19 protein-coding genes and 1 pseudogene are annotated in these 20,827 nt (G+C 71.5%); 10 read left to right on the top strand and 10 right to left on the bottom strand.

The annotated features are described in order from the left end of the window. Window positions 1-352: 352 nt before the first annotated feature. From ACFRFC_RS22860 to ACFRFC_RS22870, 3 genes are all read right to left on the bottom strand, one after another. Window positions 353-1,171, bottom strand: a complete 819-nt coding sequence (locus tag ACFRFC_RS22860; protein ID WP_382693262.1) for an ABC transporter substrate-binding protein — start codon at window positions 1,169-1,171, stop codon at window positions 353-355. Continuing rightward, window positions 1,129-1,824 (bottom strand): MFS transporter, encoded by a 696-nt coding sequence (locus ACFRFC_RS22865; RefSeq protein ID WP_382693265.1) that lies wholly within the window; start codon window positions 1,822-1,824, stop codon window positions 1,129-1,131. The genes ACFRFC_RS22860 and ACFRFC_RS22865 overlap by 43 nt, the downstream gene beginning before the upstream one ends. Window positions 1,825-1,951: 127 nt before the next feature. After that, on the bottom strand, window positions 1,952-2,731 hold the full coding sequence (locus ACFRFC_RS22870) for a TetR/AcrR family transcriptional regulator (RefSeq protein ID WP_382693268.1): 780 nt from the start codon (window positions 2,729-2,731) through the stop codon (window positions 1,952-1,954). Window positions 2,732-2,850: 119 nt separating this feature from the next. Here ACFRFC_RS22870 and ACFRFC_RS22875 point away from each other — a divergent pair, with 119 nt between their 5' ends. The 8 genes from ACFRFC_RS22875 (at window position 2,851) to ACFRFC_RS22910 (ending at window position 11,274) form a co-directional block, all read left to right on the top strand. Continuing rightward, a complete protein-coding gene (locus ACFRFC_RS22875) occupies window positions 2,851-3,906 on the top strand; it encodes an ABC transporter substrate-binding protein (RefSeq protein WP_382693271.1) in 1,056 nt (351 codons plus the stop codon). A gap of 181 nt (window positions 3,907-4,087) precedes the next feature. Further along, window positions 4,088-5,005 carry an ABC transporter permease gene (locus ACFRFC_RS22880; RefSeq protein ID WP_382693273.1) on the top strand — a complete coding sequence of 306 codons (918 nt, stop codon included), beginning with the start codon at window positions 4,088-4,090 and terminating at the stop codon, window positions 5,003-5,005. 2 nt (window positions 5,006-5,007) lie between these two features. After that, window positions 5,008-5,811, top strand: a complete 804-nt coding sequence (locus tag ACFRFC_RS22885; protein WP_382693276.1) for an ABC transporter permease — start codon at window positions 5,008-5,010, stop codon at window positions 5,809-5,811. A 1-nt stretch (window position 5,812) separates the two neighbouring features. Beyond that, on the top strand, window positions 5,813-6,958 hold the full coding sequence (locus ACFRFC_RS22890; protein WP_382693279.1) for an ABC transporter ATP-binding protein: 1,146 nt from the start codon (window positions 5,813-5,815) through the stop codon (window positions 6,956-6,958). Window positions 6,959-7,060: 102 nt separating this feature from the next. Next, window positions 7,061-7,501: a cupin domain-containing protein gene (locus tag ACFRFC_RS22895; RefSeq protein WP_382693281.1), complete on the top strand. Its 441-nt coding sequence runs from the start codon at window positions 7,061-7,063 to the stop codon at window positions 7,499-7,501. Window positions 7,502-7,512: 11 nt separating this feature from the next. Further along, window positions 7,513-8,634, top strand: a complete 1,122-nt coding sequence (locus ACFRFC_RS22900) for a class II histone deacetylase (protein WP_382693283.1) — start codon at window positions 7,513-7,515, stop codon at window positions 8,632-8,634. A gap of 37 nt (window positions 8,635-8,671) precedes the next feature. Beyond that, a complete protein-coding gene (locus ACFRFC_RS22905) occupies window positions 8,672-9,823 on the top strand; it encodes a M24 family metallopeptidase (RefSeq protein ID WP_382693285.1) in 1,152 nt (383 codons plus the stop codon). A gap of 44 nt (window positions 9,824-9,867) precedes the next feature. Further along, window positions 9,868-11,274, top strand: coding sequence for an NAD(P)/FAD-dependent oxidoreductase (locus ACFRFC_RS22910; RefSeq protein ID WP_382693287.1), 1,407 nt, complete (start codon window positions 9,868-9,870; stop codon window positions 11,272-11,274). A 46-nt stretch (window positions 11,275-11,320) separates the two neighbouring features. Here ACFRFC_RS22910 and ACFRFC_RS22915 read toward each other — a convergent pair whose 3' ends face one another. Beyond that, the gene (locus ACFRFC_RS22915) at window positions 11,321-11,983 is read right to left on the bottom strand and encodes a response regulator (RefSeq protein WP_382693290.1); all 663 of its coding nucleotides are present in this window, start codon (window positions 11,981-11,983) and stop codon (window positions 11,321-11,323) included. 149 nt (window positions 11,984-12,132) lie between these two features. Here ACFRFC_RS22915 and ACFRFC_RS22920 point away from each other — a divergent pair. After that, a pseudogene (locus tag ACFRFC_RS22920) lies at window positions 12,133-12,431 on the top strand (DNA-binding protein); the annotation flags it as partial. A gap of 185 nt (window positions 12,432-12,616) precedes the next feature. Next, the gene (locus tag ACFRFC_RS22925; protein WP_382693293.1) at window positions 12,617-13,279 is read left to right on the top strand and encodes a hypothetical protein; all 663 of its coding nucleotides are present in this window, start codon (window positions 12,617-12,619) and stop codon (window positions 13,277-13,279) included. A 59-nt stretch (window positions 13,280-13,338) separates the two neighbouring features. Here the strand turns inward: ACFRFC_RS22925 and ACFRFC_RS22930 are convergent, their stop codons facing one another. The 6 genes from ACFRFC_RS22930 to ACFRFC_RS22955 all read right to left on the bottom strand — a co-directional run bounded on the left by ACFRFC_RS22930 (window position 13,339) and on the right by ACFRFC_RS22955 (window position 20,730). Then, the gene (locus tag ACFRFC_RS22930) at window positions 13,339-14,358 is read right to left on the bottom strand and encodes a TIGR03842 family LLM class F420-dependent oxidoreductase (RefSeq protein ID WP_382693295.1); all 1,020 of its coding nucleotides are present in this window, start codon (window positions 14,356-14,358) and stop codon (window positions 13,339-13,341) included. Window positions 14,359-14,369: 11 nt separating this feature from the next. Continuing rightward, a complete protein-coding gene (gene hydA, locus ACFRFC_RS22935) occupies window positions 14,370-15,773 on the bottom strand; it encodes a dihydropyrimidinase (RefSeq protein ID WP_382693298.1) in 1,404 nt (467 codons plus the stop codon). Window positions 15,774-15,876: 103 nt separating this feature from the next. Further along, entirely contained in the window at window positions 15,877-16,719 is an 843-nt protein-coding gene (locus tag ACFRFC_RS22940; protein ID WP_382693300.1) for a nitrilase-related carbon-nitrogen hydrolase, read from the bottom strand. Window positions 16,720-16,874: 155 nt separating this feature from the next. Then, on the bottom strand, window positions 16,875-18,473 hold the full coding sequence (locus tag ACFRFC_RS22945) for a PucR family transcriptional regulator (protein ID WP_382693316.1): 1,599 nt from the start codon (window positions 18,471-18,473) through the stop codon (window positions 16,875-16,877). Window positions 18,474-18,604: 131 nt separating this feature from the next. Next, window positions 18,605-19,891: an aspartate aminotransferase family protein gene (locus ACFRFC_RS22950; protein WP_382693302.1), complete on the bottom strand. Its 1,287-nt coding sequence runs from the start codon at window positions 19,889-19,891 to the stop codon at window positions 18,605-18,607. Further along, window positions 19,888-20,730 carry a nitrilase-related carbon-nitrogen hydrolase gene (locus ACFRFC_RS22955; RefSeq protein ID WP_382693304.1) on the bottom strand — a complete coding sequence of 281 codons (843 nt, stop codon included), beginning with the start codon at window positions 20,728-20,730 and terminating at the stop codon, window positions 19,888-19,890. The genes ACFRFC_RS22950 and ACFRFC_RS22955 overlap by 4 nt, the downstream gene beginning before the upstream one ends. Window positions 20,731-20,827 lie beyond the last annotated feature (97 nt).

A 20,827-nucleotide genomic window follows, 5' to 3' on the forward strand; every position in this document is an offset into this window, starting at 1 on the left:
TGGGGTTCGCGGGTTGTGGGGCGACTGGGTGTGGGCTCGCTGTCGGTGTGCCGATGCCGGTGCCGGTGCCGGTGTACGCGTGCCACAGGGCCGCGTACTCCCCCGCCGCTGCGATGAGTTCCTCGTGCGTGCCCTCCTCGGCTATCCGGCCGGCACTCAGCAGGACGACGTGGTCCGCGTCGCGGGCCTGTTCGAGGCGGTGGTCGGCGAGCAGGATGCGGGCGAGCGACAGGTGCTGGACGGTGCCGTGGTCCAGCGGGATGCCGTCCGGGCCGCCGAGGACCGAGTCCAGGCCGGTGTCCGGGGGCAGCGCCCGGTCACAGATACGGCGGTGTCACCACCGGGCCGCCGATCACCGGGTCCGACCATCGCAGCACCGCCGGATCGAACCAGCGTGGCGGGGGACCCGGGGGCACCTCTCTCCCAGCTCCCCGGGCCCGTGCCGACGGGGTGTTCGGAGAAGTTCTCGGTCCCGGTCTCGCGTACGGCGGTGGGGCTGGCGATGAGGACATGGGCGAGATCCTGGGGGGAAGTGCCCGTTGCGCTCGGCGGTGACCAGTTCGACGCGGTCGTCGGCGAGTTTGGTGTACTGCGTGATGCCGCCCGCGTATTCGCCCGCCGCGGCGCCGAGGACGTCCGTGTGGTACGGCCTGACCTCGTCGAGGTAACGGTCGAGGTTGAAGACGACGGCGTCGGCGTCGAAGGCGGTGCCGTCCTGGAACTTGACGCCCTCGCGGAGGGTGAAGGTCCAGGTTCTGCCGGTGGCGCGCAGGTCGGGTGCGGCGGTGCCGGCCAGGGTCTGCTGGTCGGTGACGAAGCCGCCGCTGGCGACGAACCAGAGGGTGACGCCGAGCAGCGCCAGGACGATGCCGGGGCCGACCGCGGACAGCGCGATACCGGCGGCGAGCAGCAGGCCCCACAGCGGCAGGAGCGGCAGATGGTGGCGCCCGGCCGCCCGGTCCCGGTCGCCGAGCCGTCCGCCGAGCAGCGATCCGGCGACGGAGCCCGCGCCGACCAGGATGCCGACCAGGCCGAGCGCGGTCACGGACAGGTCGAAGCGCTGGACGAGGACCACGCCGAGGAACGTGTACGCGCCGAGGTTGGCCGCGTGGAAGACGGTGTTGACGGTCAGCGCCCGGCGCAGGGCGGGGTGGCGCCAAGCGGCGACCACGGAAGCCGCGGCACCGCGTGCCGTACCGGCGGCCGGGGCCTGGGCGGGCGCGGCGGCCGGGTCGGCGCCGACCTGGCGCAGCAGCAGGGGTACGGCGGCCAGGTGCCCAGCGCCAGGGCCCAGAACGCGGAGCGCCAGCCGGCCAGTCCGGCCAGCAGTCCGCCCAGCGGTACGCCGATGACCTGGCCGCAGGAGAACAGGGCCATGCCGAGTCCGAGGGCCCGGCCGCGCACCCGGTCGGGGGCGGTCTCGGCGACATGGGCCCAGATGGCGGGGCCCGCGGCGGCGGCCAGCCCGGCGAGCGCCCGCGACACGATGAGCGGCGCGAGCGAACCGGACAGGGCCGCGGCGGCGTTGGAGAGCAGGAACAGCGCGGTGCCGGCCAGCAGGGTGCGGCGGCGGCCGAAGCGGTCGCTGAGCAGGCCGAGCAAGGGCGCGCTGATGGCGTACACCAGCACATAGGCGGTGACGCTCTGGGCGGCGGCCGATTCGGAGACGTCGATGTCGTCGGCACTGGTCGGCAGCAGCGGGGAGACCAGGAAGGTCTCCGTGCCGAACAGGAAGAGGAGCAGGAAGACCCCGGCGTACCGCCACCGGTGGAAGGTGTCCCGCTCGGGCCCGGCGGGCGGCCCCTTACGTCCGCTGGCGCTCACGCTGCGTCACTCGCTTTCCCGGGGTGTGGAAGAGGGGTCAGGTCCGCCCATCGTTTCCGCGTCGGTCCGCGGCAACCAGGCAGGCGTTCGTCCTGTTACCAGCACCCACAGGCAAGGAGGGGGCGGCTCACCCCAGGCGGGCCTCGATCAGCGGGCTCCAGTCGATGGAGTCGCCGGGTTCGGGCTCGCTCGGGTAGTGCGGGCTGATGATCCTCGGGAGGTCGGTCAGGGCCCGGTCGCGGACCTCGGTGTCGATGCCGAGGATGCGGCAGGCCATGTCGATGAGGAGGTCGAACATGCCTTCCTCGTCGAGGGAGTCACGGGCCATCAGGACATGGATGGCGGTCCCGTCGGCCAGGGACATCAGTATGAGGCTGACCCGCTCGGAGGGGACGGCGGGGCTGAAGTCGCCGGTGCGCACACCCGCGTCGATGGCCGTGCTGAAGGGCTCCTGCCAGCGCTCGTAGACATCGCGGGCGTACCCCTGGAGGGCGGTGTCACGGTTGGCGGCGGACCAGAACTCGATCCAGAACGACCAGCGCTTGGCGAACGGGGCCCAGCCCGCGACCTGGAAGCGCAGCAGGGCGAAGAGCCTGCGCACCGGGTCGGGCTCGCGCTCGGAGACCGAGCGCCAGGTGGCGAGGGTCAGCTCCAGCATGGATCCGATCGTCTCGCTGATCAGTTCCTCGCGGCGCCGGAAGTAGTGCTGGACGAGTCCGAGGGACACCCCGGCCTCTTCGGCGATGTCCTTGAGGCGGGCCCCGTCGACACCGTTGCGGCAGATCACCTCGCTTGCCGCGCTGATGAGTTGGAGGCGGCGCAGGTCCTTCAGATCGACCTCGGCCGCGTCCGAGGCGCGTGCGGAGCCCTTGGTGAGGCCCTCGGCGTGCGCGCTCTGTCGAGCCATATGTGTGCCCTCCCGGGTGGTCACGAGTTGCCCCGAGGGTATTGCCAAGCGCGCCCTCGTCGCAATAATAAGCGCATATTGCCACTTCAGTGGTTGTCACCCCGGATGGAGGACCGACCGTGCAGCTACCTTCGCGCTATCTCGGCGCGGCGGCGATCGCCGCCGCGCTGGCCCTGATCACCACCGCCTGCTCCACCGGCTCCGGCGGCGCCGGGGGCGAGGGCGAGAGCCTCACCTTCACGTCGTACGGCAGCGGCTACCAGAAGGCGCAGGCGACCGCCTGGCTGGAGCCGTGGGCGAAGGACGCCGGCGTCAAGGCGGTCGAGGACCAGCCGACCGACTACGCCAAGATCAAGACGATGGTCGACGCGAAGCGCGTCACCTGGGACGTCGTCGACACCGAGCCGTTCTTCCCGGTCGGGGCGTGTGGGACGTACGCCGAGAAGCTGGACTTCACCAAGATCGACAAGTCGAAGTTCCCCGAGGGCACGGTCAGTGACTGCGCGGTGCCGGACGCGATGTATTCGCTGGTCCTGGTCTACAACCCGGAGAAGTACAAGGGCGCCGAGCCGACCTCGGTCGCCGACTTCTTCGACACCGACACGTTCCCCGGCAAGCGGCTCGCGCCCGGTTTCGCCACCGGCGGGTCCATCGAGGCCGCACTGCTCGCCGACGGGGTCGCCGCCGATCAGCTCTACCCGCTCGACTACGACCGGGCCTTCGGCAAGCTCGACACCCTCGGCGACGATCTGACGTTCTGGGAGACCTCCGCGCAGAGCCAGCAGGCGCTGGAGTCCCAGCAGGCCGACATGGCGCTGGTGTGGTCGGGGCGGGCGTACATGGCCGCGAAGAACGGCTCCGCGTATACGCCGGTGTGGGAGGACAACATGCTGGCCTACGCGGTGCTGATGGTGCCCAAGGGGGCGCCCAACAAGGACCTTGCCATGGACTTCATCGCGTATGCGACCAGTGCGGGGCCGCAGGCCGCTTTTGCCGAGGATCAGCCTTATGCCGCCGTCAATTCCGAGGCGAAGCCTGAGTTGGATGCGCTGGCCGAGGAGTGGAACACGGCTCGGGCCGATATTCAGGAGAAGGGGTTCTATCAGGATGTTGCCTGGTGGGCTTCGAATCAGGATGCGGCTACCGAGAAGTGGACCGCTTGGGCCACCGGGTGAATCGGTGGGGCGCCGTTGCCGGGTGCGGGTTCGTTGTGGCTGGTCGCGCAGTTCCCCGCGCCCCTAGAAGCGCGGCGTTGTCGCCACCCGCGTTCGCCATGACCCCTGAAAGCGGCGGCGTTGCCGTCGCCCGTGTTCGCCCTCTCCCCCGCTTCGCATTTCCAAGGACGAGGTAATCCGCATGACCGATCTGCTGACCGGTACCGGGGCCGCCCGCGCGCCGAGTGTGGCGCACCGGCGTCGCATGCCGGGGTGGGCCCGCCCGGCCCTGCTGCTCGCTCCCGCCGTGTTGATGCTGGGGGTGTTCTTCGGGTGGCCGTTGGTGGACATCGTGCGGCTGGCGTTTGTCGAACCCGAGACGGGGCTGGGTAACTTCCGGGATCTGCTGGGTGATCCGACGACCGTGCGGGTCGTCGTACGGACGCTGGTGATGGCGCTGGTGGTCGCGGTGACCACGCTGCTGCTGGCGTACCCGTACGCGTATCTGATGACCGTCACCGGGCCACGGGCCCGCGCGGTGCTGATGGCGCTGGTGCTGCTGCCGTTCTGGACCAGCCTGATGGCGCGCAATTTCGCCTGGATCGTGCTGCTCCAGGACGGCGGGCCGCTCGGCATGCTCGGCTCGCTGTTCGGGCGGGACGGGCACGGGCTGCTGGGCAGCGCGCCCGGTGTGGCCATCGGCATGATCCAGGTGCTGCTGCCCTACATGGTGCTGCCGCTGTACAGCGTGATGAGCGGCATCGACCACCGGCTGCTCAGCGCCGCCTCGGGGCTCGGCGCCTCCAAGGTCACCTGCTTCCGCCGGATCTACCTGCCGCTGTCACTGCCCGGCGTGATCTCCGGGACCACCCTGGTGTTCGTGCTCGCCCTCGGCTTCTACGTCACGCCGAAGCTGCTCGGCTCGCCGAAGGAGTCGATGGTGGCGCAGGTCATCGGCACGAAGGTGGAGAAACTGCTCGACTTCGGCGGCGCCGGCGCCTTCTCGGTGCTGCTGCTCGCCATCACCGCGCTGCTGCTGCTCCTGGTGGCCCGGGTGAGCCGGGCGGGCGCGGCCCTCGGACTGTCCGGGGCCGGCGGCAAGGGACGGGAGGAGGACTGACCATGAACGACAACACCCTGTTCCGCGGCGGCATCGGACTGCGGCTGTGGGCCGCGCTGGTGGGCGCCCTGCTGGTGGCACCGACGCTGGTGGTCATCCCGCTGTCCTTCACCGGCAAGCGCAGCTTCGCGTTCCCGCCGGAGAACTGGTCCCTGGACTGGTACCGGAACTTCTTCACCGACCCCGTCTGGCGCGACTCCCTGCTGACCTCGCTCCAGATCGCCCTCGCGGTGGCCGTCCTCGCCACTGTCCTGGGCACCCTGGCGGCGCTCGCCCTGGACCGGGGCCGGATCCCCGGCAAGGGCCTGATCAACGGGCTGCTGATGGCGCCGATGGTGGTGCCGCAGATCGTGGCCGCCATCGCCGTGTACGCCGCTTTCCTCAACTGGGGCCTTGCCGGTACCGCCATCGGGTTCGTCCTCGCGCACACCGCGCTCGCCGTCCCGTTCGTGGTGGTCGCCGTCTCCACCAGTCTGCGCGGCTACGACCGCAGGCTCGACCGGGCCGCCGCGATGCTCGGGGCGAGCCCGCTGACCACCTTCCGGCGGATCACCGCGCCCCTGATCGCCCCCGGTGTGCTGTCCGGCGCGGTCTTCGCGTTCGTCACCTCGCTGGACGAGGTGGTCATCGCCTTCTACCTCCAGAGCCCGACCCTGCACACCCTTCCGGTGACCATGTTCAGCAGCGTCACCGTGGAGACCGATCCGACGATCGCCGCCGCGTCGAGCATCGTGCTCGTCGCCACGACCGCGCTCATCCTGCTCCCGCAACTGCTGCGGCGCACCCGGCGCGAGGGGACCAGCTGACATGCCCGACACCACCGGGGCCATCGCGGCCCCCACCGCCCTCACCAAGACGCCCGGCAGCCCGCCCGCCTCCGGTGCCACCGTCCGGCTGCGCGATCTCACCAAGCGCTACGGCACCCGCGCGGCCGTGGACCGGGTGAACCTGGACATCGAGGTCGGGGAGTTCATGACCTTCCTCGGCCCGTCCGGCTCCGGCAAGACCACCACCCTCAACATGATCGCCGGATTCAGCGGCGTCTCCGAGGGCGCCATCACCGTCGACGGCGCCGATGTCGCCGCGCTGCCGCCGCACAAGCGGGACCTGGGCATGGTCTTCCAGCACTACGCCCTCTTCCCGCATCTGACCGTCGCCCGGAACATCGCCTTCCCGCTGGAGCAGCGCAAGGTGCCCAAGGGGGAGATCCGGCGGCGGGTGGCCCAGGCGCTGGAGATGGTCCAGCTGGAGGGGATGGCCGAGCGGCTGCCGAGCCAGCTCTCCGGCGGGCAGCAGCAGCGGGTCGCGCTCGCGCGGGCCGTCGTCTTCAACCCCCGGGTGCTGCTGATGGACGAACCGCTCGGCGCCCTCGACAAGAAGCTGCGCGAACAGCTCCAGGGCGAGATCTCCCGGATGCACCGGGAACTGGGCATCACCTTCGTCTTCGTCACCCACGACCAGGAGGAGGCCCTCGCCCTCTCCGACCGCATCGCCGTCTTCAACGAGGGCCGCATCGAACAGGTCGGCACGCCCGAGGAGCTGTACGAGCGTCCGGCGACCCTGTTCGTGGCACAGTTCCTCGGCGAGTCCAATGTCTTCACCGGGCGCTGTACGGCACCGGGGGTGCTGACCTGCGACGGATTCGAGCTGGCGGCGCCGTCCGGGGCGGCCGTCGGCCCGGCCGAGGTCGCGCTGGTCGTCCGGCCGGAACGGATGCGGCTGCTGGCGCCCGGCGAGTCCGTCCCCGAGCACCACAACCAGCTCGACGGCACCGTCACCGAGATCGTGTACTTCGGCGCCCACCGCCGGGTCACCGTCGAACTCCCCGGCGGCCAGCGCCTCCAGCTCCGCGAAGCGGCCGGTCAGGAGGCGCCGCTGAGGCCGGGGTCGGCGGCTCGGGCGACATGGCCGGTGGAGCGGTCGGCGCTGGTGCCGGTCACTGTGTCCGGTTAGCGGTCGGGCCGGTGCCGGTGACAGTGCCGGTCGCCGCTTCCGACGCCTGAGGCCCCCAAGGCCCTCACCCCCACCCACCACCCACCCCTCCACGGAGCACCCATGTCCTCAGTCACCCCCTCAGTCACCCCCGCGCCCGCCGCCCCCACCCGCGTCCCGCCCAGCGTCGTCGCCCTGGCCGATGTGCCGGTCACCCCGGCCGCCGAGGCGGTCACCCGGGTCCGGATCGCGCGGGCCATCACCAAGGGGCGCAACGGCTCCGATCTGATGCTCGGCGCCGCCTGGATGGACCCCGGCGAGAAGACCAACGTCTGGTCCTCGCGCGGCGCCGACGACACGGCCGACGGCGACCACTGGTACGGCCCGGTCGAGGAGACCTACTTCATCATCCGCGGGCAGCTGCGGCTGACCTGGGACGAGGGCCACTTCGACCTGGGCCCCGAGGACTGTGTCTACCTCGCGCCCGGATGGACGTACCACCTGGAGAACACCGGCGACGAACCGGCGTTCTTCACCTACTCGATGACCCCCTCGCAGGAATGACGGGAGCCCCGGTGACCGACAGCATCCAGGTGTTCTGGGACGCCCGAGTCCTCGACCACGACACCGGTTCGGGCTTCTGGGAGGCCGCGCCCTCCGCCCTGCTCGCCGAACCCGAACTGCACCCCGAGAGCGCCCCCAGGATCCGCAACATGAAGGCGGTCCTGGAGCGCGGCCCGGTCGCCGACGCTCTCGTCTGGCGCCCCGGCCGGCTGGCCACCGAGGCCGAACTGACCACCGTGCACAGCGAGTCCTACGTCCGTGAGGTGCGGGAGCTGACCCGGCGCGGCGGCACGGCCCGGCACTGGCTCACCTCGACCACCACCGTCGCCCCCGGCTCCTGGGAACCGCTGCTCGCCGCCGCCGGTACCTGTCTGGCCGCGGTGGACGCCGTACTGGACGGGGACTGCACGACGGCCTACGCGCTGGTCCGGCCGCCCGGTCATCACGCGCAGCCCGAGCAGGCCGACGGCTACTGCGTGTTCGGGCACGCGGCGCTCGCCGCGCAGCGGGCCCGGGAGCGGGGGGTGGAGCGGGTCGCGGTGGTGGACTGGGACGTCCACCACGGCAACGGCACCCAGGAGTGCTTCTACGACCGCTCCGACGTCCTGACCGTCTCCCTGCACATGGCCCACGGGGCATGGGGCGCGACCCATCCGCAGACCGGCGCCCCCGACGAGCTGGGGCGCGGCGCCGGGCTCGGGCACAACATCAACGTCGAGCTGCCGGTCGGCGCGGGCGACCGGGCCTACGCGGACGCCTTCGAGCGGATCGTGGCGCCGGTGCTGCGGGAGTTCCGGCCGGGGCTGATCGTCGCCGCCTCCGGGCAGGACGCGTCCGCCTTCGACGCCAACGGCCGGCACAACGTCACCATGGCCGGGTTCCACCGCATCGGCACCCTGCTCGGGCAACTCGCCGGGGAACTGACCGGCGGGCGGCTGGTGCTGACCCAGGAGGGCGGCTACGCCCGCAGCTACGCCGCCTACTGTCTGCACGCCACCGTCGAGGGGCTGCTGGGCCGGGCGCCCTCGCTGGCCGACCCGATCGCGTACGTCCCCGACGACCTCACGCGCGGTGACGCCGCGATCGAACGGGTCCGTGACGCGCTGGCCCCGCACTGGCCCACCGCCTTCTGAACGCCCCCTCACTTCACGTCTTTTCCGAGAGGTCACCATGGAACTTCCCTTCAGCCTGCCCACCTACGACGACCGGCTGCGCCGGGTCCGGGCCCGGATGGCCGCGCAGGGGCTGGACGGGCTGGTCGTCAGCATGCCGGACGTCGTGCACTGGCTGACCGGCGTCAGCTCGGTGGGCTATCTGTGGCCGCAGGCGCTGGTCATCGACGCCGGTGACGGCGAGCCGGAGTACGTCACCCGCACCACCGAGGAACCCGGCGTGCACATGCTGTCGTGGCTGCGCGCACCCCGCGTGTACGACATCGCCACCGAGGACGCGATCGAGGTCATCGCGGACACCGTCCGCAAGCACGGGCTCGATCAGGCCACCGTGGGCATCGAGCTGGGCGCCTTCACCCTGCTGCCGGGCAACTGGGACCGGCTGCGCGCCCTGCTGCCGGGGGTGCGCTGGGTGGACGCCACCGATCTGGTGCCGGAGGAGCGGCTGATCAAGTCGGCCGCCGAGATCGCGTACCAGACGCAGGCCGCCGAGATGGCCGACCACGCCATGGAACAGGTCTTCGCGGCGGTGCGGCCCGGTATCTCGGAGACCGCGCTGGCGGGGATCGCGAGCCGGGCACTGGGCGAGGCGGGCAGTGAGTTCGCGGCGATCCCGCCGATGGTGGTGTCCGGGGAGCGCAGCGCGATGGTCCACGCGATGGCCTCGCGGCGGACGCTGTCGCGCGGCGACGTGGTGTGCGTGGAGTTCGCGGGCGTGGTGCACCGCTATCACGCGGTGCTGATGCGGACGGTCGTGGTGGGCGAGCCGACGCCCCGGGTGCGGGAGGTCGCCGAGTGCGTGGGCCGGGCCACCGAGGCGGCCATCGCCGCGTCCGGCCCCGGCGCGCCCGCGCCCGCCCCGGACGACGCCTGCAACGCGGTACTGGCCGAACTGGATCTCGTACGCCGCCGCTGTCACCGCATCGGCTACAGCCTCGGCGTCGCCTACCCGCCCGGCTGGCTGGAGCCGATGACCCTGGTCGAGGGCGACCCGCACATTCTGGCGCCGGGCATGTCCTTCACCATCGAGCCCAACCTGCATCTGCCCGACGACGGCTTCGGGATCAAGATGGGCGACACCGTGCTGTGCACGCCCCAGGGGGCGCGCAGCCTGTCCCGGCTGCCGCACGACCTGTACATAGCCGACTGACCCACGGCCCTTTCTCCTCACCTACCCGAACTGGAGTTGCACCCATGGGCGTCCCGTACGCCGACGCGCTCGCCGAGGCGCTGCCCCGCAGCCACTGGCTGGACCAGCCCGACGCGCCCGCGCCGCGCCCCGCCCTGACCGGGGACACGACCTGTGATCTCGCCGTGGTCGGCGGGGGTTTCAGCGGGCTGTGGACCGCGCTGCTGGCCAAGGAACGCGACCCGTCGCAGGACGTGGTCCTGGTCGACGCCCGTACGGCGGGCTGGGCGGCGTCCGGCCGCAACGGCGGCTTCGTCTCCGCCAGCCTCACCCACGGCCTCGGCAACGGCGCCGAACGCTGGCCCGAGGAGCTGGCCGACCTGGAGCGGATGGGGCTGGAGAACCTGGACGAGATCCAGGAGTCCCTCACCCGGTACGGCATCGACTGCGGCTTCCGGCGCGACGGCAAGCTGTGGGCGGCGACCGAGCCGCACCAGGTGGAGGAGGCCCGCGCGCTGTGCCGGCTGGCCGCCGCGCACGGCCGCCGGATCGACTTCCTGACCCAGGAGGAGATCCGCGCCGAGGTGCACTCCCCCACCTTCCTCGCGGGCGCCCGCGACCGCGACGGCTACGCCCTCACCGACCCGGCCCGGATGGTGTGGGGTCTGCTCGAAGCGTGTGTCGAGGCGGGCGTGCGGGTCTACGAGAACACGCCCGTCCAGCGGCTGCGCGAGGGCGTCGGCACCCCCGCCGTCGTCCTGGAGACCCCGTACGGCCGGATCGGCGCCCGGCGCACGGCCCTGGCGACGAACGTGTTCCCGTCGCTCCTGAAGCGGCTGCGCCTGTACACCGTGCCGGTCTACGACTATGTGCTCACCACCGAGCCGCTCACCGAGGGGCAGCTGGCCTCGATCGGCTGGCGGGGGCGGCAGGGCATGTCCGACCTGGGCAACCAGTTCCACTACTTCCGGCTCACCGACGACCGGCGGATCCTGTGGGGCGGCTACGACGCGATCTACCACTACGGCAACGGGCTGCGCGACGAACTCGACCGGCGCCCCGAGACGTTCGCGAAGCTGGCGGAGCATTTCTTCACCACGTTCCCGCAGCTGGAGGGCGTGCGGTTCAGCCACGCCTGGGGCGGGGCCATCGACACCTGCACGCGTTTCACCGCGTTCTACGGGCAGGCCATGGCGGGCCGGGTCGCCTACGCCCTCGGCTACACCGGGCTCGGTGTCGCGGCGAGCCGGTTCGGCGCGCAGGTGATGCTGGATCTGCTGGGGGGCCGGGAGACCGAGCGGACCCGGCTGCGGATGGTGCGCAGCAAGCCGCTGCCGTTCCCGCCGGAGCCCGCGCGCTATCTCGGCGTGGAGCTGACCCGCCGTTCCCTGGCCCGCGCGGACCGCAAGGGCGGCCACCGCGATGTGTGGCTGCGCACCCTGGACCGTCTCGGGCTGGGCTTCGACTCCTGAGCGATACGAACCCCAGGTCGGCCGGGGATGGTCCGAACCCGTCGGGTCATGTCCTACGGGCGGTCACCAGCCCCGACTCGTAGGCGAACACCACGAGTTGGGCCCGGTCGCGGGCCCCCAGCTTGGTCATCGCCCGGCTGACATGGGTCTTCGCCGTGAACGGGCTGATCACCATGTGCGCGGCGATCTCCTCGTTGCTCAGCCCGCGCGCGGCGAGCGCGGTGACCTCGCGTTCGCGGCGGATGAGATGACCGAGGCCGGGGGCGGTGGCACGGTCGGGGGGACGGGCGACGAACTCGCCGATGAGCGTACGGGTCACGGCGGGCGACAGCAGGGCCTCGCCGCCCGCGACCACCTCGATGGCCTGGAGCAGGTCCGCCGGTTCGGTGTCCTTGAGGAGAAACCCGCTGGCACCGGCGCGCAGGGCGTCGAAGACGTGCGCGCCGTGGCCGTGGTTGGTGAGGATGACGACCCGTACGGCGGACAGCGCCGGGTCGGCGGCGATCCGGCGGGTCGCCTCGATGCCCGACATCACCGGCATCTGGACATCGGCCAGCGCGATGTCCGGCACGGTCGCGCGGACCAGCGCCAGCCCCTGCTCGCCATCACCGGCCTCACCCACCACCTCGACCCACTCCTCGGCCTCCAGCAACGCCCGGAACCCGGCCCGCATGAGCGCCTGGTCATCCACCAGGGCCACCCTGATCACCGGGCCCCCTCCGGCCCGGCTGCGCCGGGGTCGCGGATGACCGGAAGCCGGGACGGAGACGGAGGGCCGGTCACCGACCCGTCCAGAACCCCAGCCTCCGGCCGAACCGGGGTGCCGGTCCCAGGCCCGCGCGGCGCCTCCTCCCCCAGCTGATGGGCGCGGGCCTGCTCGACGCCGACGACCAGAGCCTCGTACAGCGGAGCGGACCCTGCGCGGGTGGGACGGTTCGCATCCGTCGCCGGCGCGGCAGGTGTTCCCGGGGCGGGAGGACCGGCCGGGGGCGCGGCTCGCGCTGCTGGCGCCGTACCGGATCACCGAGGAGGACATCACGGCGTGGCGCCGCCCGGAGCACTCGGACCACTGCCTGGTGCATCTGGTGGCGTACGGGGCGTTCCTGGCGGTCGAGCGGATCGAGTCGGCCTGGAGCCTCAGCCCGGCAACGGGCTGAGGAGCGCCCGAGGGGGACTGCTCCGGGGACATAACCGGGCACCCCGGGCGTCCCGTTCGGGATTGTGTCACCGGGCCGGTACGCAGCGAGTTCGCACTTTCGCCCCACAGGGAGTCGTGTGACACTGGCGTCCCGTCCGCAGTGCGGACCCCACTCCGCACCGTCCCCCACGAGAAGTGTGCGCCGTGCGTTCTCTTCCTCTGCCGCTGGCCCTCACCGCGCGGCTCACCCCGGTCGCCGTGCTCGCCCTCGTCGGCTGGGCCATGTCCTCCGGTGCCGATCCCGCCCCGGTCGCCCAGGACAGAACCCCGGAGCCGACCAGCAGCCAGTCGGCCTCCGCGCCGTCCACCACGGCGGTGCCCAAGACGTACGCCACCTCCCCCGCGCCCTGTGACAGCGTGGCCGACAAGACGGTGACCTCGCTGGTGCCGGGTGCCGAGGCGGCCGGCAAGGAGATCCCGTCGACGGACACCGATGTGCGCCGCACCTGTTCCTGGAACGCGCTCAAGGGCTACGACTACCGCTGGCTGGACATCTCCTTCGAGGTGATGGAGTCGGACGCGGAGGCGGAGAAGTACTACAAGGACCGGATCGCGGAGAAGGACGGCGGCGGTGACGTCCCCGGTCTGGGCGACGCGGCGTACTCCGTGGTCAACCTCACCACCGAGGACGACCAGGACACCCGTGAGGGCACGGTGGTGGTCCGCGCGGCCAACGCCCTGGTGATCATCACCTACAACGGCAGCGACTTCGAGACGAAGGAGGCGCCGAGCACGGACACCATCAACGAGGGCGCCATCAAGGCCGCGAAGGAGGCCGTGGCGACCCTCCAGGACACCGGCGCGTAGGGGTCCTGGAAGGGGCGGTCGGGCGGGCGCGTCGCTGTCGTGAGCCGCGTGCCGGGCGGTCAGGCGTTGAGCGCGGGGATCACCCGCGAGCCGTACGCGTCGATGACCGTCTCCTGCGCGTCGTGCATGTCGTACACCGCGAACTGGTCGACGCCCAGTTCACGCAGCGCGGTGAGCTTCTCGATGTGCTTCTCGACCGGGCCGATGACACAGAACCGGTCGACGATCTCGTCCGGCACGAACGCGGTGTCGGGATTGTCCGCGCGCCCGTGGTGGGAGTAGTCATAGCCCTCGCGGGCCTTGATGTACTCGGTGAGTTCCGCCGGCACGGCCGCGGAGTGCGCACCGTACTTGGCCACCAGGTCGGCCACATGGTTGCCGACCATCCCGCCGAACCACCGGCACTGCTCGCGCGCGTGGGCGAGCGCCCCGGGCGAGTCGTCCGCGGTGACATACGCGGGCGCGGCGACACAGATCTTCACCTCGGACGGGTCACGTCCGGCGGCGACGGCCGCGTCCTTGACGGTCTTCACCATGTACGCGGTGAGATACGGGTCGGCGAGCTGAAGGATGAACCCGTCCGCCTCCTCCCCGGTCATCTTCAGCGCCTTGGGGCCGTACGCGGCCATCCATACGGGGAGTTCGGCGCCGGGCTTGATCCAGGGGAACCTGATGACCGTGCCGCCGAGGTCGGCCTCCTCGCCCCGGCCGAGGGCGCGGATGACCTTCATGGCCTCGCTGATCCGGGCCAGGGTGTTGGGCTTGCGTCCGGCCACCCGCATCGCGGAGTCGCCGCGGCCGATGCCGCACACCGTGCGGTTGCCGAACATGTCGTTGAGGGTGGCGAAGGTGGAGGCGGTCACCTCCCAGGTGCGGGTGCCCGGGTTGGTGACCATCGGGCCGACCGTCAGCGTCGAGGTGCCGGCCAGGATCTGGCTGTAGATCACGAACGGCTCCTGCCAGAGCACGGCCGAGTCGAAGGTCCAGCCGTAGCCGAAGCCGTTGCGTTCGGCCCGCTGCATCAGCGAGATCACCCGCGAGGCGGGCGGGTCGGTCTGGAGCACGAGTCCGAAGTCCATGGCGGCACTCCCTAGGTGAGGTACTGACAGGTGGCACGGGGGGTGTACACGCCGTGCCCGGCGCGGCCCGTGTACTCCCGCCCGGTGATGACGGGGACGCCCCGCGAGAACACGGTCTCCACCCGGCCGGTGACGCGCTTGCCCTCGTACGCCGAGTAGTCGACGTTCATGTGCTGACTCTCCACGGACAGCACCTGCTCGGCGTGCGGGTCGTAGATCACGATGTCCGCGTCGGCGCCGGGCGCGATGGTGCCCTTCTTCGGGTACAGGCCGAACATCCGCGCCGGGGCGGCACAGGCGATCTCGATCCAGCGGCGGCGCGAGATATGGCCGTCCAGGACGGCCTGGTGCAGCAGGTCCATCCGGTTCTCCACGCCCGGCAGCCCGTTGGGGATCTTCGAGAAGTCGCCGCGGCCCAGTTCCTTCTGCCCGGTGAAGCAGAAGGGGCAGTGGTCGGTGGAGACCACCTGGAGGTCGTTGGTGCGCAGGCCCTGCCAGAGTCTGGCCTGGTGCTCCTTGGGGCGCAACGGCGTGGAGCAGACGTACTTGGCGCCCTCGAAGCCGGGCTCGGCGAGGTCGTCGGTGGACAGGAACAGATACTGCGGGCACGTCTCGCCGAAGACATCGAGGCCCTCGTCGCGGGCGCGGGCCAACTCGGCGAGCGCCTCCATCGCCGAGACGTGCACGACGTACAGGGGGGCGCCGGCGACCTGGGCGAGGCGGATGGCGCGGTGGGTGGCCTCCGCTTCGAGGAGCGCCTTGCGGACCTCGCCGTGGTAGCGGGGATCGCGCTCACCGCGGGCCAGTGCCTGCTCGACCAGGACGTCGATCGCGATGCCGTTCTCGGCGTGCATCATGATCAGGCCGCCGTTGTCGGCGGATCTCTGCATGGCGCGCAGGATCTGGCCGTCGTCGCTGTAGAAGACGCCGGGGTAGGCCATGAACTGCTTGAAGGAGGTCACGCCCTCCTGGACCAGGAGGTCCATCTCGTTGAGCGTCTCCTCGTGCACATCGGAGACGATCATGTGGAAGCCGTAGTCGATCGCACAGTTGCCCTCGGCCTTGGCGTGCCAGGTGTCGAGGCCCTCGCGGAGCGTTCTGCCGACGGTCTGGACCGCGAAGTCGACGATCGTGGTGGTGCCGCCCCAGGCCGCGGCGCGGGTGCCGGTCTCGAAGGTGTCGGAGGCGAAGGTGCCGCCGAAGGGGAGTTCCATGTGGGTGTGGGCGTCCACGCCGCCCGGGATGACGTATTTGCCTTTGGCGTCCACGGTGTGGTCGGCCGTCCAGGCGGCGGCGGTGGGGGTGCCGGTCGCTGCGAGGGCGGCGATTCTGCCGTCCTCGATGAGGATGTCTGCGTGCAGTTCGTCTGCGGCGGTGATGACCAGACCGCCGGTGATGATGGTGCGGTTGCTCATGGGGCCTCTTCTGCCGGGTTGATGCCGTCGTGAGAGTTGCGGCCGTGGGTGGCTGGTCGCGCAGTTCCCCGCGCCCCTGGGTACGCTGCCCCGCCCGGCGCTTCTAGGGGGCTGTCAGTGGTCCATAGGTGCCCGGCTCGCGGTCGCGGTAGAACTGCCAGCGGTCGCGGACCTCCCTCAGTCTGGTGAGGTCCAGGTCGCGGACGACCAGCTCCGGTTCCTTGTCGCCGGCGATCTCGCCGACGAACCGGGCCTCGGGGTCCACGAAGTAGCTGGTGCCGTAGAAGTCGTTGTCGCCCAGCTCCTCCACGCCGACCCGGTTGATCGCGGCCACGAAGTACTCGTTGGCGACGGCCGCCGCGGGCTGCTCCAGTTGCCACAGGTAGGCGGAGAGGCCGCGGGAGGTGGCCGACGGGTTGAGGACCAGCTCGGCGCCCGCGAGGCCCAGGGCGCGCCAGCCCTCGGGGAAGTGGCGGTCGTAGCAGATGTAGACGCCGATCTTGCCTACGGCGGTGTCGAAGACGGGCCAGCCGGAGTTCCCGGGGCGGAAGTAGAACTTCTCCCAGAAGCCGTTCACCTGCGGGATATGGGTCTTGCGGTACTTGCCGAGGTAGCTGCCGTCGGCGTCGAGCACGGCCGCGGTGTTGTAGAGGACGCCGGGCTGTTCCTCCTCGTACATCGGCAGGACGAGGACCAGGCCCAGTTCGCGGGCGAGCGACTGGAAGCGCCGGACGATCGGGCCCTCGGGGATCCGCTCGGCGTAGGCGTAGAAGGCGGGGTCCTGGACCTGGCAGAAGTACGGGCCGTAGAACAGCTCCTGGAAGCAGAGGACTTGGGCGCCCTGCGCGGCGGCGTCGCGGGCCGCCTGCTCGTGGGCCTGGATCATCGATTCCTTGTCGCCGGTCCACGCGGTCTGGAAGACGGCTGCACGGATCACTCGGCTCATCGGGACCTCCGCCGGCTCGGTTTCCGGTGAGCGTAGAAAGGCCGGTGGCCGTCTTTGAGGTGCACCGTGTCACGGATGCACGGGTGTGGCGTGTCACCGTGTCACGTCGGCGCCAGCCCATGTTTCACCGCCGTTTTCACAGGTCGTCGGGTGTTTCACCCCTGTTGCGCGTCATGCGCGAGGAGCGCGATGTGCACCGAGGCCGCCTGCTCGAAGTCGTCCAGGTCGACACCGAGCCGGGTCTGTATCTGTTCGAGCCGCCGGTACAGCGCGGGCCGCGAGACATGGTGGAGCTGTGCGGTACGGGACTTGTTGCGGCCGGTGGCGAGATAGCTGCGCAGCACGGCGAGCAGGTCCTCGTCGGCCGCGCACAGCAGTCCGTCCAGCTCGCGCTCCGCGAAGGACTGGACGTACGGGTCGTCGCGCAGCAGCCGGATCAGGCCGCGCAGATGGACGTCCCGGAGCCGGACCACGTCGGGCAGGTCCAGGGCGGCCGTCGAGTCGGCCACGGCGTCCGCCACGTGCTGGGCCTCGCGCAGCCCGGCGGGCACCTCCTCCCAGGCGGTACGGGCGTCGGCGGCGGCCACCACCACCGGGGCGGACGATCTCAGCCCGGACGATCTCAGCCCGGACGATCTCAGCCGGGCGGCGAAGTGGGCGGTGAGCGCCACCGCGTCCTGGTCGCGCGGCAGGCTGAGCAGCACGGCGGTCGTCCCGTCGGCGAGTTCGGCGGCGATGCCGGGCAGGCCCAGCAGCCGCAGCACCCGGTCGAGCCCGTCCGGGCTCCGGTCGCGGACGACCAGCGGGACGAACGTACGGCGGTTGACCGGCAGTCCGGCGGCCCGCGCCCGGGGCAGCAGCCGGCGGGCCGGTACGACCCCGCTGACCAGGTCGGTCAGCAGGCCCCGCGCGGACTGCTCCTCCCAGCTGCCCACCTGGGCGCCGCCCAGCATCCGGTGCAGCACCAGCGCCTCGGCGGCCCGGTCGGCGAGCAGCCGCCCGGCGGCGGTGTCACCGCGGTGCCCGCACAGCACGATCTGGCCCCAGCGCTCACCGCGCCCGCCGAGTTCGGCCCGGATCCACCCGGCGCCCTCGGTCGGTCCGGCCTGGCGGGCGATGCGCTCCCAGTCGCGCAGTACATCGTCCACGGCGGGGCGTTCACCGGCGGTGGCGAGGACGCGGTGGGCGAGGTTGGCGACGACGACCGGGCAGCCGCTGTGCCGGGCGATCTCGTCGAGCAGACGTTGCAGCGGGGCGCCCGCGGTGATCAGCGCGGTGAGTTCGGTGCGGACGGATTCGGAGAGGCTGACGGCGGCGAACTTGCGCCGCACCAGCCGGGACTGGACCTCCTCGGTGAGCTGGGCGAAGGGGAAGGGGCGGTGCAGGACCACCATGGGCAGCCCGCACCGCTCGGCGACCCGGCGCATGGCGTCGGGGGTGGCCGGGAAGGCGCGGCCGAGGCCGAGCACGACGGCCGCCGCCTCCGCGTGGTGCAGCGAGCGGACGTACTCGGCCTGTTTGTCCTCGTCCCCGGCGAGCAGCACCCCGGTGGTGAGGACCATCTCGCCGCCGCTGAGCATGACCCCGACGTCGGCGGCCTCGGCGACATGCACCCAGCGCACCGGCCGGTCCAGCCGGCTCGCTCCGGCCACCACCTCGGGCTCCCCGGCGAGCACCCGCTCCAGGGCGAGGATCTCCCGGACGGACAGGCCGGGCTCCAGCGACGCGAAGGAGCCGGGAGAGCCGGAGGCCATCGCCGGGGAGCCAGTTGCCGGGGCGCCGGTCGCCCGGGCGTCGATTGCCGGGGCGCCGGTCGCCGGGGCGCCGGACGGGTCGGGGGGATTCAGGGCGGTGGTCATGGCACGTCACGTCCCTCGCTGTGCGGTTACCGCACGCTCCGCAGCGCGTCTTCGAGGATCGCGGCGCCCTCCTCGGCCTCCGCGACGGTCAGGGAGAGCGGCGGCGCGATCCTGAGGGCGCTGGTGTTGTGGCCGCCGCCCTTGCCGATCAGCAGTCCGCCGTCGCGGGCCGCCTCCAGTACGGCGGACGCGGCGTCCGGGTCGGCCTCGTCGGTGCCGGGCCGGGTCAGTTCGACGCCGATCATCAGGCCGCGCCCGCGCACCTCCCGTACGGCGGGGATCTGCGCGGCGACGCCCCGCAGCCGTTCGATGAGCAGTCCGCCGACGCGGCGGGCGTTGCCCTGGAGGTCGTGGTCCAGCAGATAGGCGAGGTTGGCGAGACCGGCCGCCATGGTGATCTGGGTGCCGCCGAAGGTGGAGATGCTGTTGGAGTCCAGGCAGTTCATGATCTCGGCGCGGGCGATGACCCCGCCGATGGACATGCCGTTGCCGATGCCCTTGGCGAAGGTGACGATGTCGGGCGGGCCGCTGCGGGCGTGCGCCTGCCAGCCCCAGAAGTTCTCGCCGGTACGCCCCCAGCCGGTCTGCACCTCGTCGGCGATCCACAGGATGCCGCGCTCGTGCAGCACCTCGCGGAAGGCCGCGTACAGCCCGTCGGGCGGGGAGGTGAAACCGCCGACGCCCTGGATGGGCTCCGCGATCAGCGCGGCGGGCGGGCGGGTGTGGCCGAGCAGGTCGGTGAGGTCGGCGACGCAGGCCGCGATGAACTCGGCGTCACTGAAGGCGGCGTAGGGCCCGCGTGTGCGCACCCCGCCGTGCACGTACAGCGTCTGGAGCGGGGACAGCGAGGTGGGGGACCAGCCGCGATTGCCGGTGATGCCCACGGCGCTGAAGGAGCGGCCGTGGTAGCTGTTGCGCATCGCCAGGACGGTGTTGCTGCGCCGGAAGGCGGTGGCCAGCAGCAGCGCGGTGTCGTTGGCCTCGGTGCCCGAGGTGGTGAAGAAGACCCGGGCGTCGGGGATGCCGCTGAGCTGGGCGATCCGCTCGGCGAGGTCGACCATCGGCCGGTTGAGGTAGAGCGTCGAGGAGTGCAGGATGCGTCCGGCCTGCTCGCTCACCGCCTTGGTGATCTCGGGCAGGGCGTGGGCGGTCATGGTGGTGAGGATGCCGCCGAAGAAGTCGAGGTAGCGGTTGCCCTCGGCGTCCCAGACGTGGCGGCCCTCGCCGTGGGTGATCTCCAGGGGTTCGTCGTAGTAGAGGGCGAGCCAGTCGGGCAGGACGGCGCGGTGGCGGGCGAGCAGGTCCTTGGTCACGGCTGTACCAGTCCTTCGTAGGCGTCGGGGCGGCGGTCGCGGTAGAAGGCCCACTGCTGCCGCACCTCGTCGATCAGTGCGAGGTCCAGGTCGCGGACGATCAGTTCCTCCTCGGTGTCACTCGCGACCTCCCCCACGAACTGCCCGCGCGGGTCCACGAAATAGCTGGTTCCGTAGAAGTCGTTGTCGCCGTACTCCTCCACACCGACCCGGTTGATGGCGGCGACGAAGTACTCGTTGGCGACCGCCGCGGCCGGCTGCTCCAGTTGCCACAGATGGGCGGACAGGCCGCGCGAGGTGGCCGACGGGTTGTAGACCAGCTGGGCGCCGTTGAGGCCGAGTTGCCGCCAGCCCTCCGGGAAGTGCCGGTCGTAGCAGATGTAGACCCCGACCCGGCCCACCGCCGTCTCGAAGACCGGCCACCCCAGATTGCCGGGCTTGAAGTAGTACTTCTCCCAGAAGCCCTTGACCTGCGGAATGTGATGCTTGCGGTACTTGCCGAGGTAGCTGCCGTCGGCGTCGATCACGGCCGCGGTGTTGTAGTAGAACCCGGACTGCTCGACCTCGAACACCGGGACGACGATCACCATGCCCGTCTCGCGGGCGAGTTCCTGCGTACGGCGCACGGTGGGCCCGTCGGGCACCGGCTCGGCCCAGCGGTAGTGCTCGCTCTCCTGGACCTGGCAGAAGTAGGGCGCGTTGAAGACTTCCTGGAAGCCGATCACCTGCGCGCCCCGGCGGGCCGCCTCCCGGGCGTGTTCCTCGTGTTTGGCCAGCATGGACTCGGTGTCGCCGGTCCAGGTGGCCTGGACCAGAGCGGCACGGACGACGTTCGCCATGGGACTGCTCCTTCGCCGGGACATCAGCCTCCGCGGCCGCTGTCACGTCCGCGTTCACGTCCACCTCTACGCCCGTAGAAACGGACGTAGAGGCACG

The organism is Streptomyces sp. NPDC056734 (assembly GCF_042790455.1).
Lineage (GTDB): Bacteria > Actinomycetota > Actinomycetes > Streptomycetales > Streptomycetaceae > Streptomyces.

Bases quoted from the DNA above. Each gene is read 5' to 3' on its own strand.
- ACFRFC_RS22870 (WP_382693268.1), bottom strand. From the start codon at position 2,731: ATGGCTCGACAGAGCGCGCACGCCGAGGGCCTCACCAAGGGCTCCGCA.
- ACFRFC_RS22880 (WP_382693273.1), top strand. From the start codon at position 4,088: ATGACCGATCTGCTGACCGGTACCGGGGCCGCCCGCGCGCCGAGTGTG.
- ACFRFC_RS22885 (WP_382693276.1), top strand. From the start codon at position 5,008: ATGAACGACAACACCCTGTTCCGCGGCGGCATCGGACTGCGGCTGTGG.
- ACFRFC_RS22890 (WP_382693279.1), top strand. From the start codon at position 5,813: ATGCCCGACACCACCGGGGCCATCGCGGCCCCCACCGCCCTCACCAAG.
- ACFRFC_RS22895 (WP_382693281.1), top strand. From the start codon at position 7,061: ATGTCCTCAGTCACCCCCTCAGTCACCCCCGCGCCCGCCGCCCCCACC.
- ACFRFC_RS22905 (WP_382693285.1), top strand. From the start codon at position 8,672: ATGGAACTTCCCTTCAGCCTGCCCACCTACGACGACCGGCTGCGCCGG.
- ACFRFC_RS22910 (WP_382693287.1), top strand. From the start codon at position 9,868: ATGGGCGTCCCGTACGCCGACGCGCTCGCCGAGGCGCTGCCCCGCAGC.
- ACFRFC_RS22930 (WP_382693295.1), bottom strand. From the start codon at position 14,358: ATGGACTTCGGACTCGTGCTCCAGACCGACCCGCCCGCCTCGCGGGTG.
- hydA (WP_382693298.1), bottom strand. From the start codon at position 15,773: ATGAGCAACCGCACCATCATCACCGGCGGTCTGGTCATCACCGCCGCA.
- ACFRFC_RS22940 (WP_382693300.1), bottom strand. From the start codon at position 16,719: ATGAGCCGAGTGATCCGTGCAGCCGTCTTCCAGACCGCGTGGACCGGC.
- ACFRFC_RS22945 (WP_382693316.1), bottom strand. From the start codon at position 18,473: ATGGCCTCCGGCTCTCCCGGCTCCTTCGCGTCGCTGGAGCCCGGCCTG.
- ACFRFC_RS22955 (WP_382693304.1), bottom strand. From the start codon at position 20,730: ATGGCGAACGTCGTCCGTGCCGCTCTGGTCCAGGCCACCTGGACCGGC.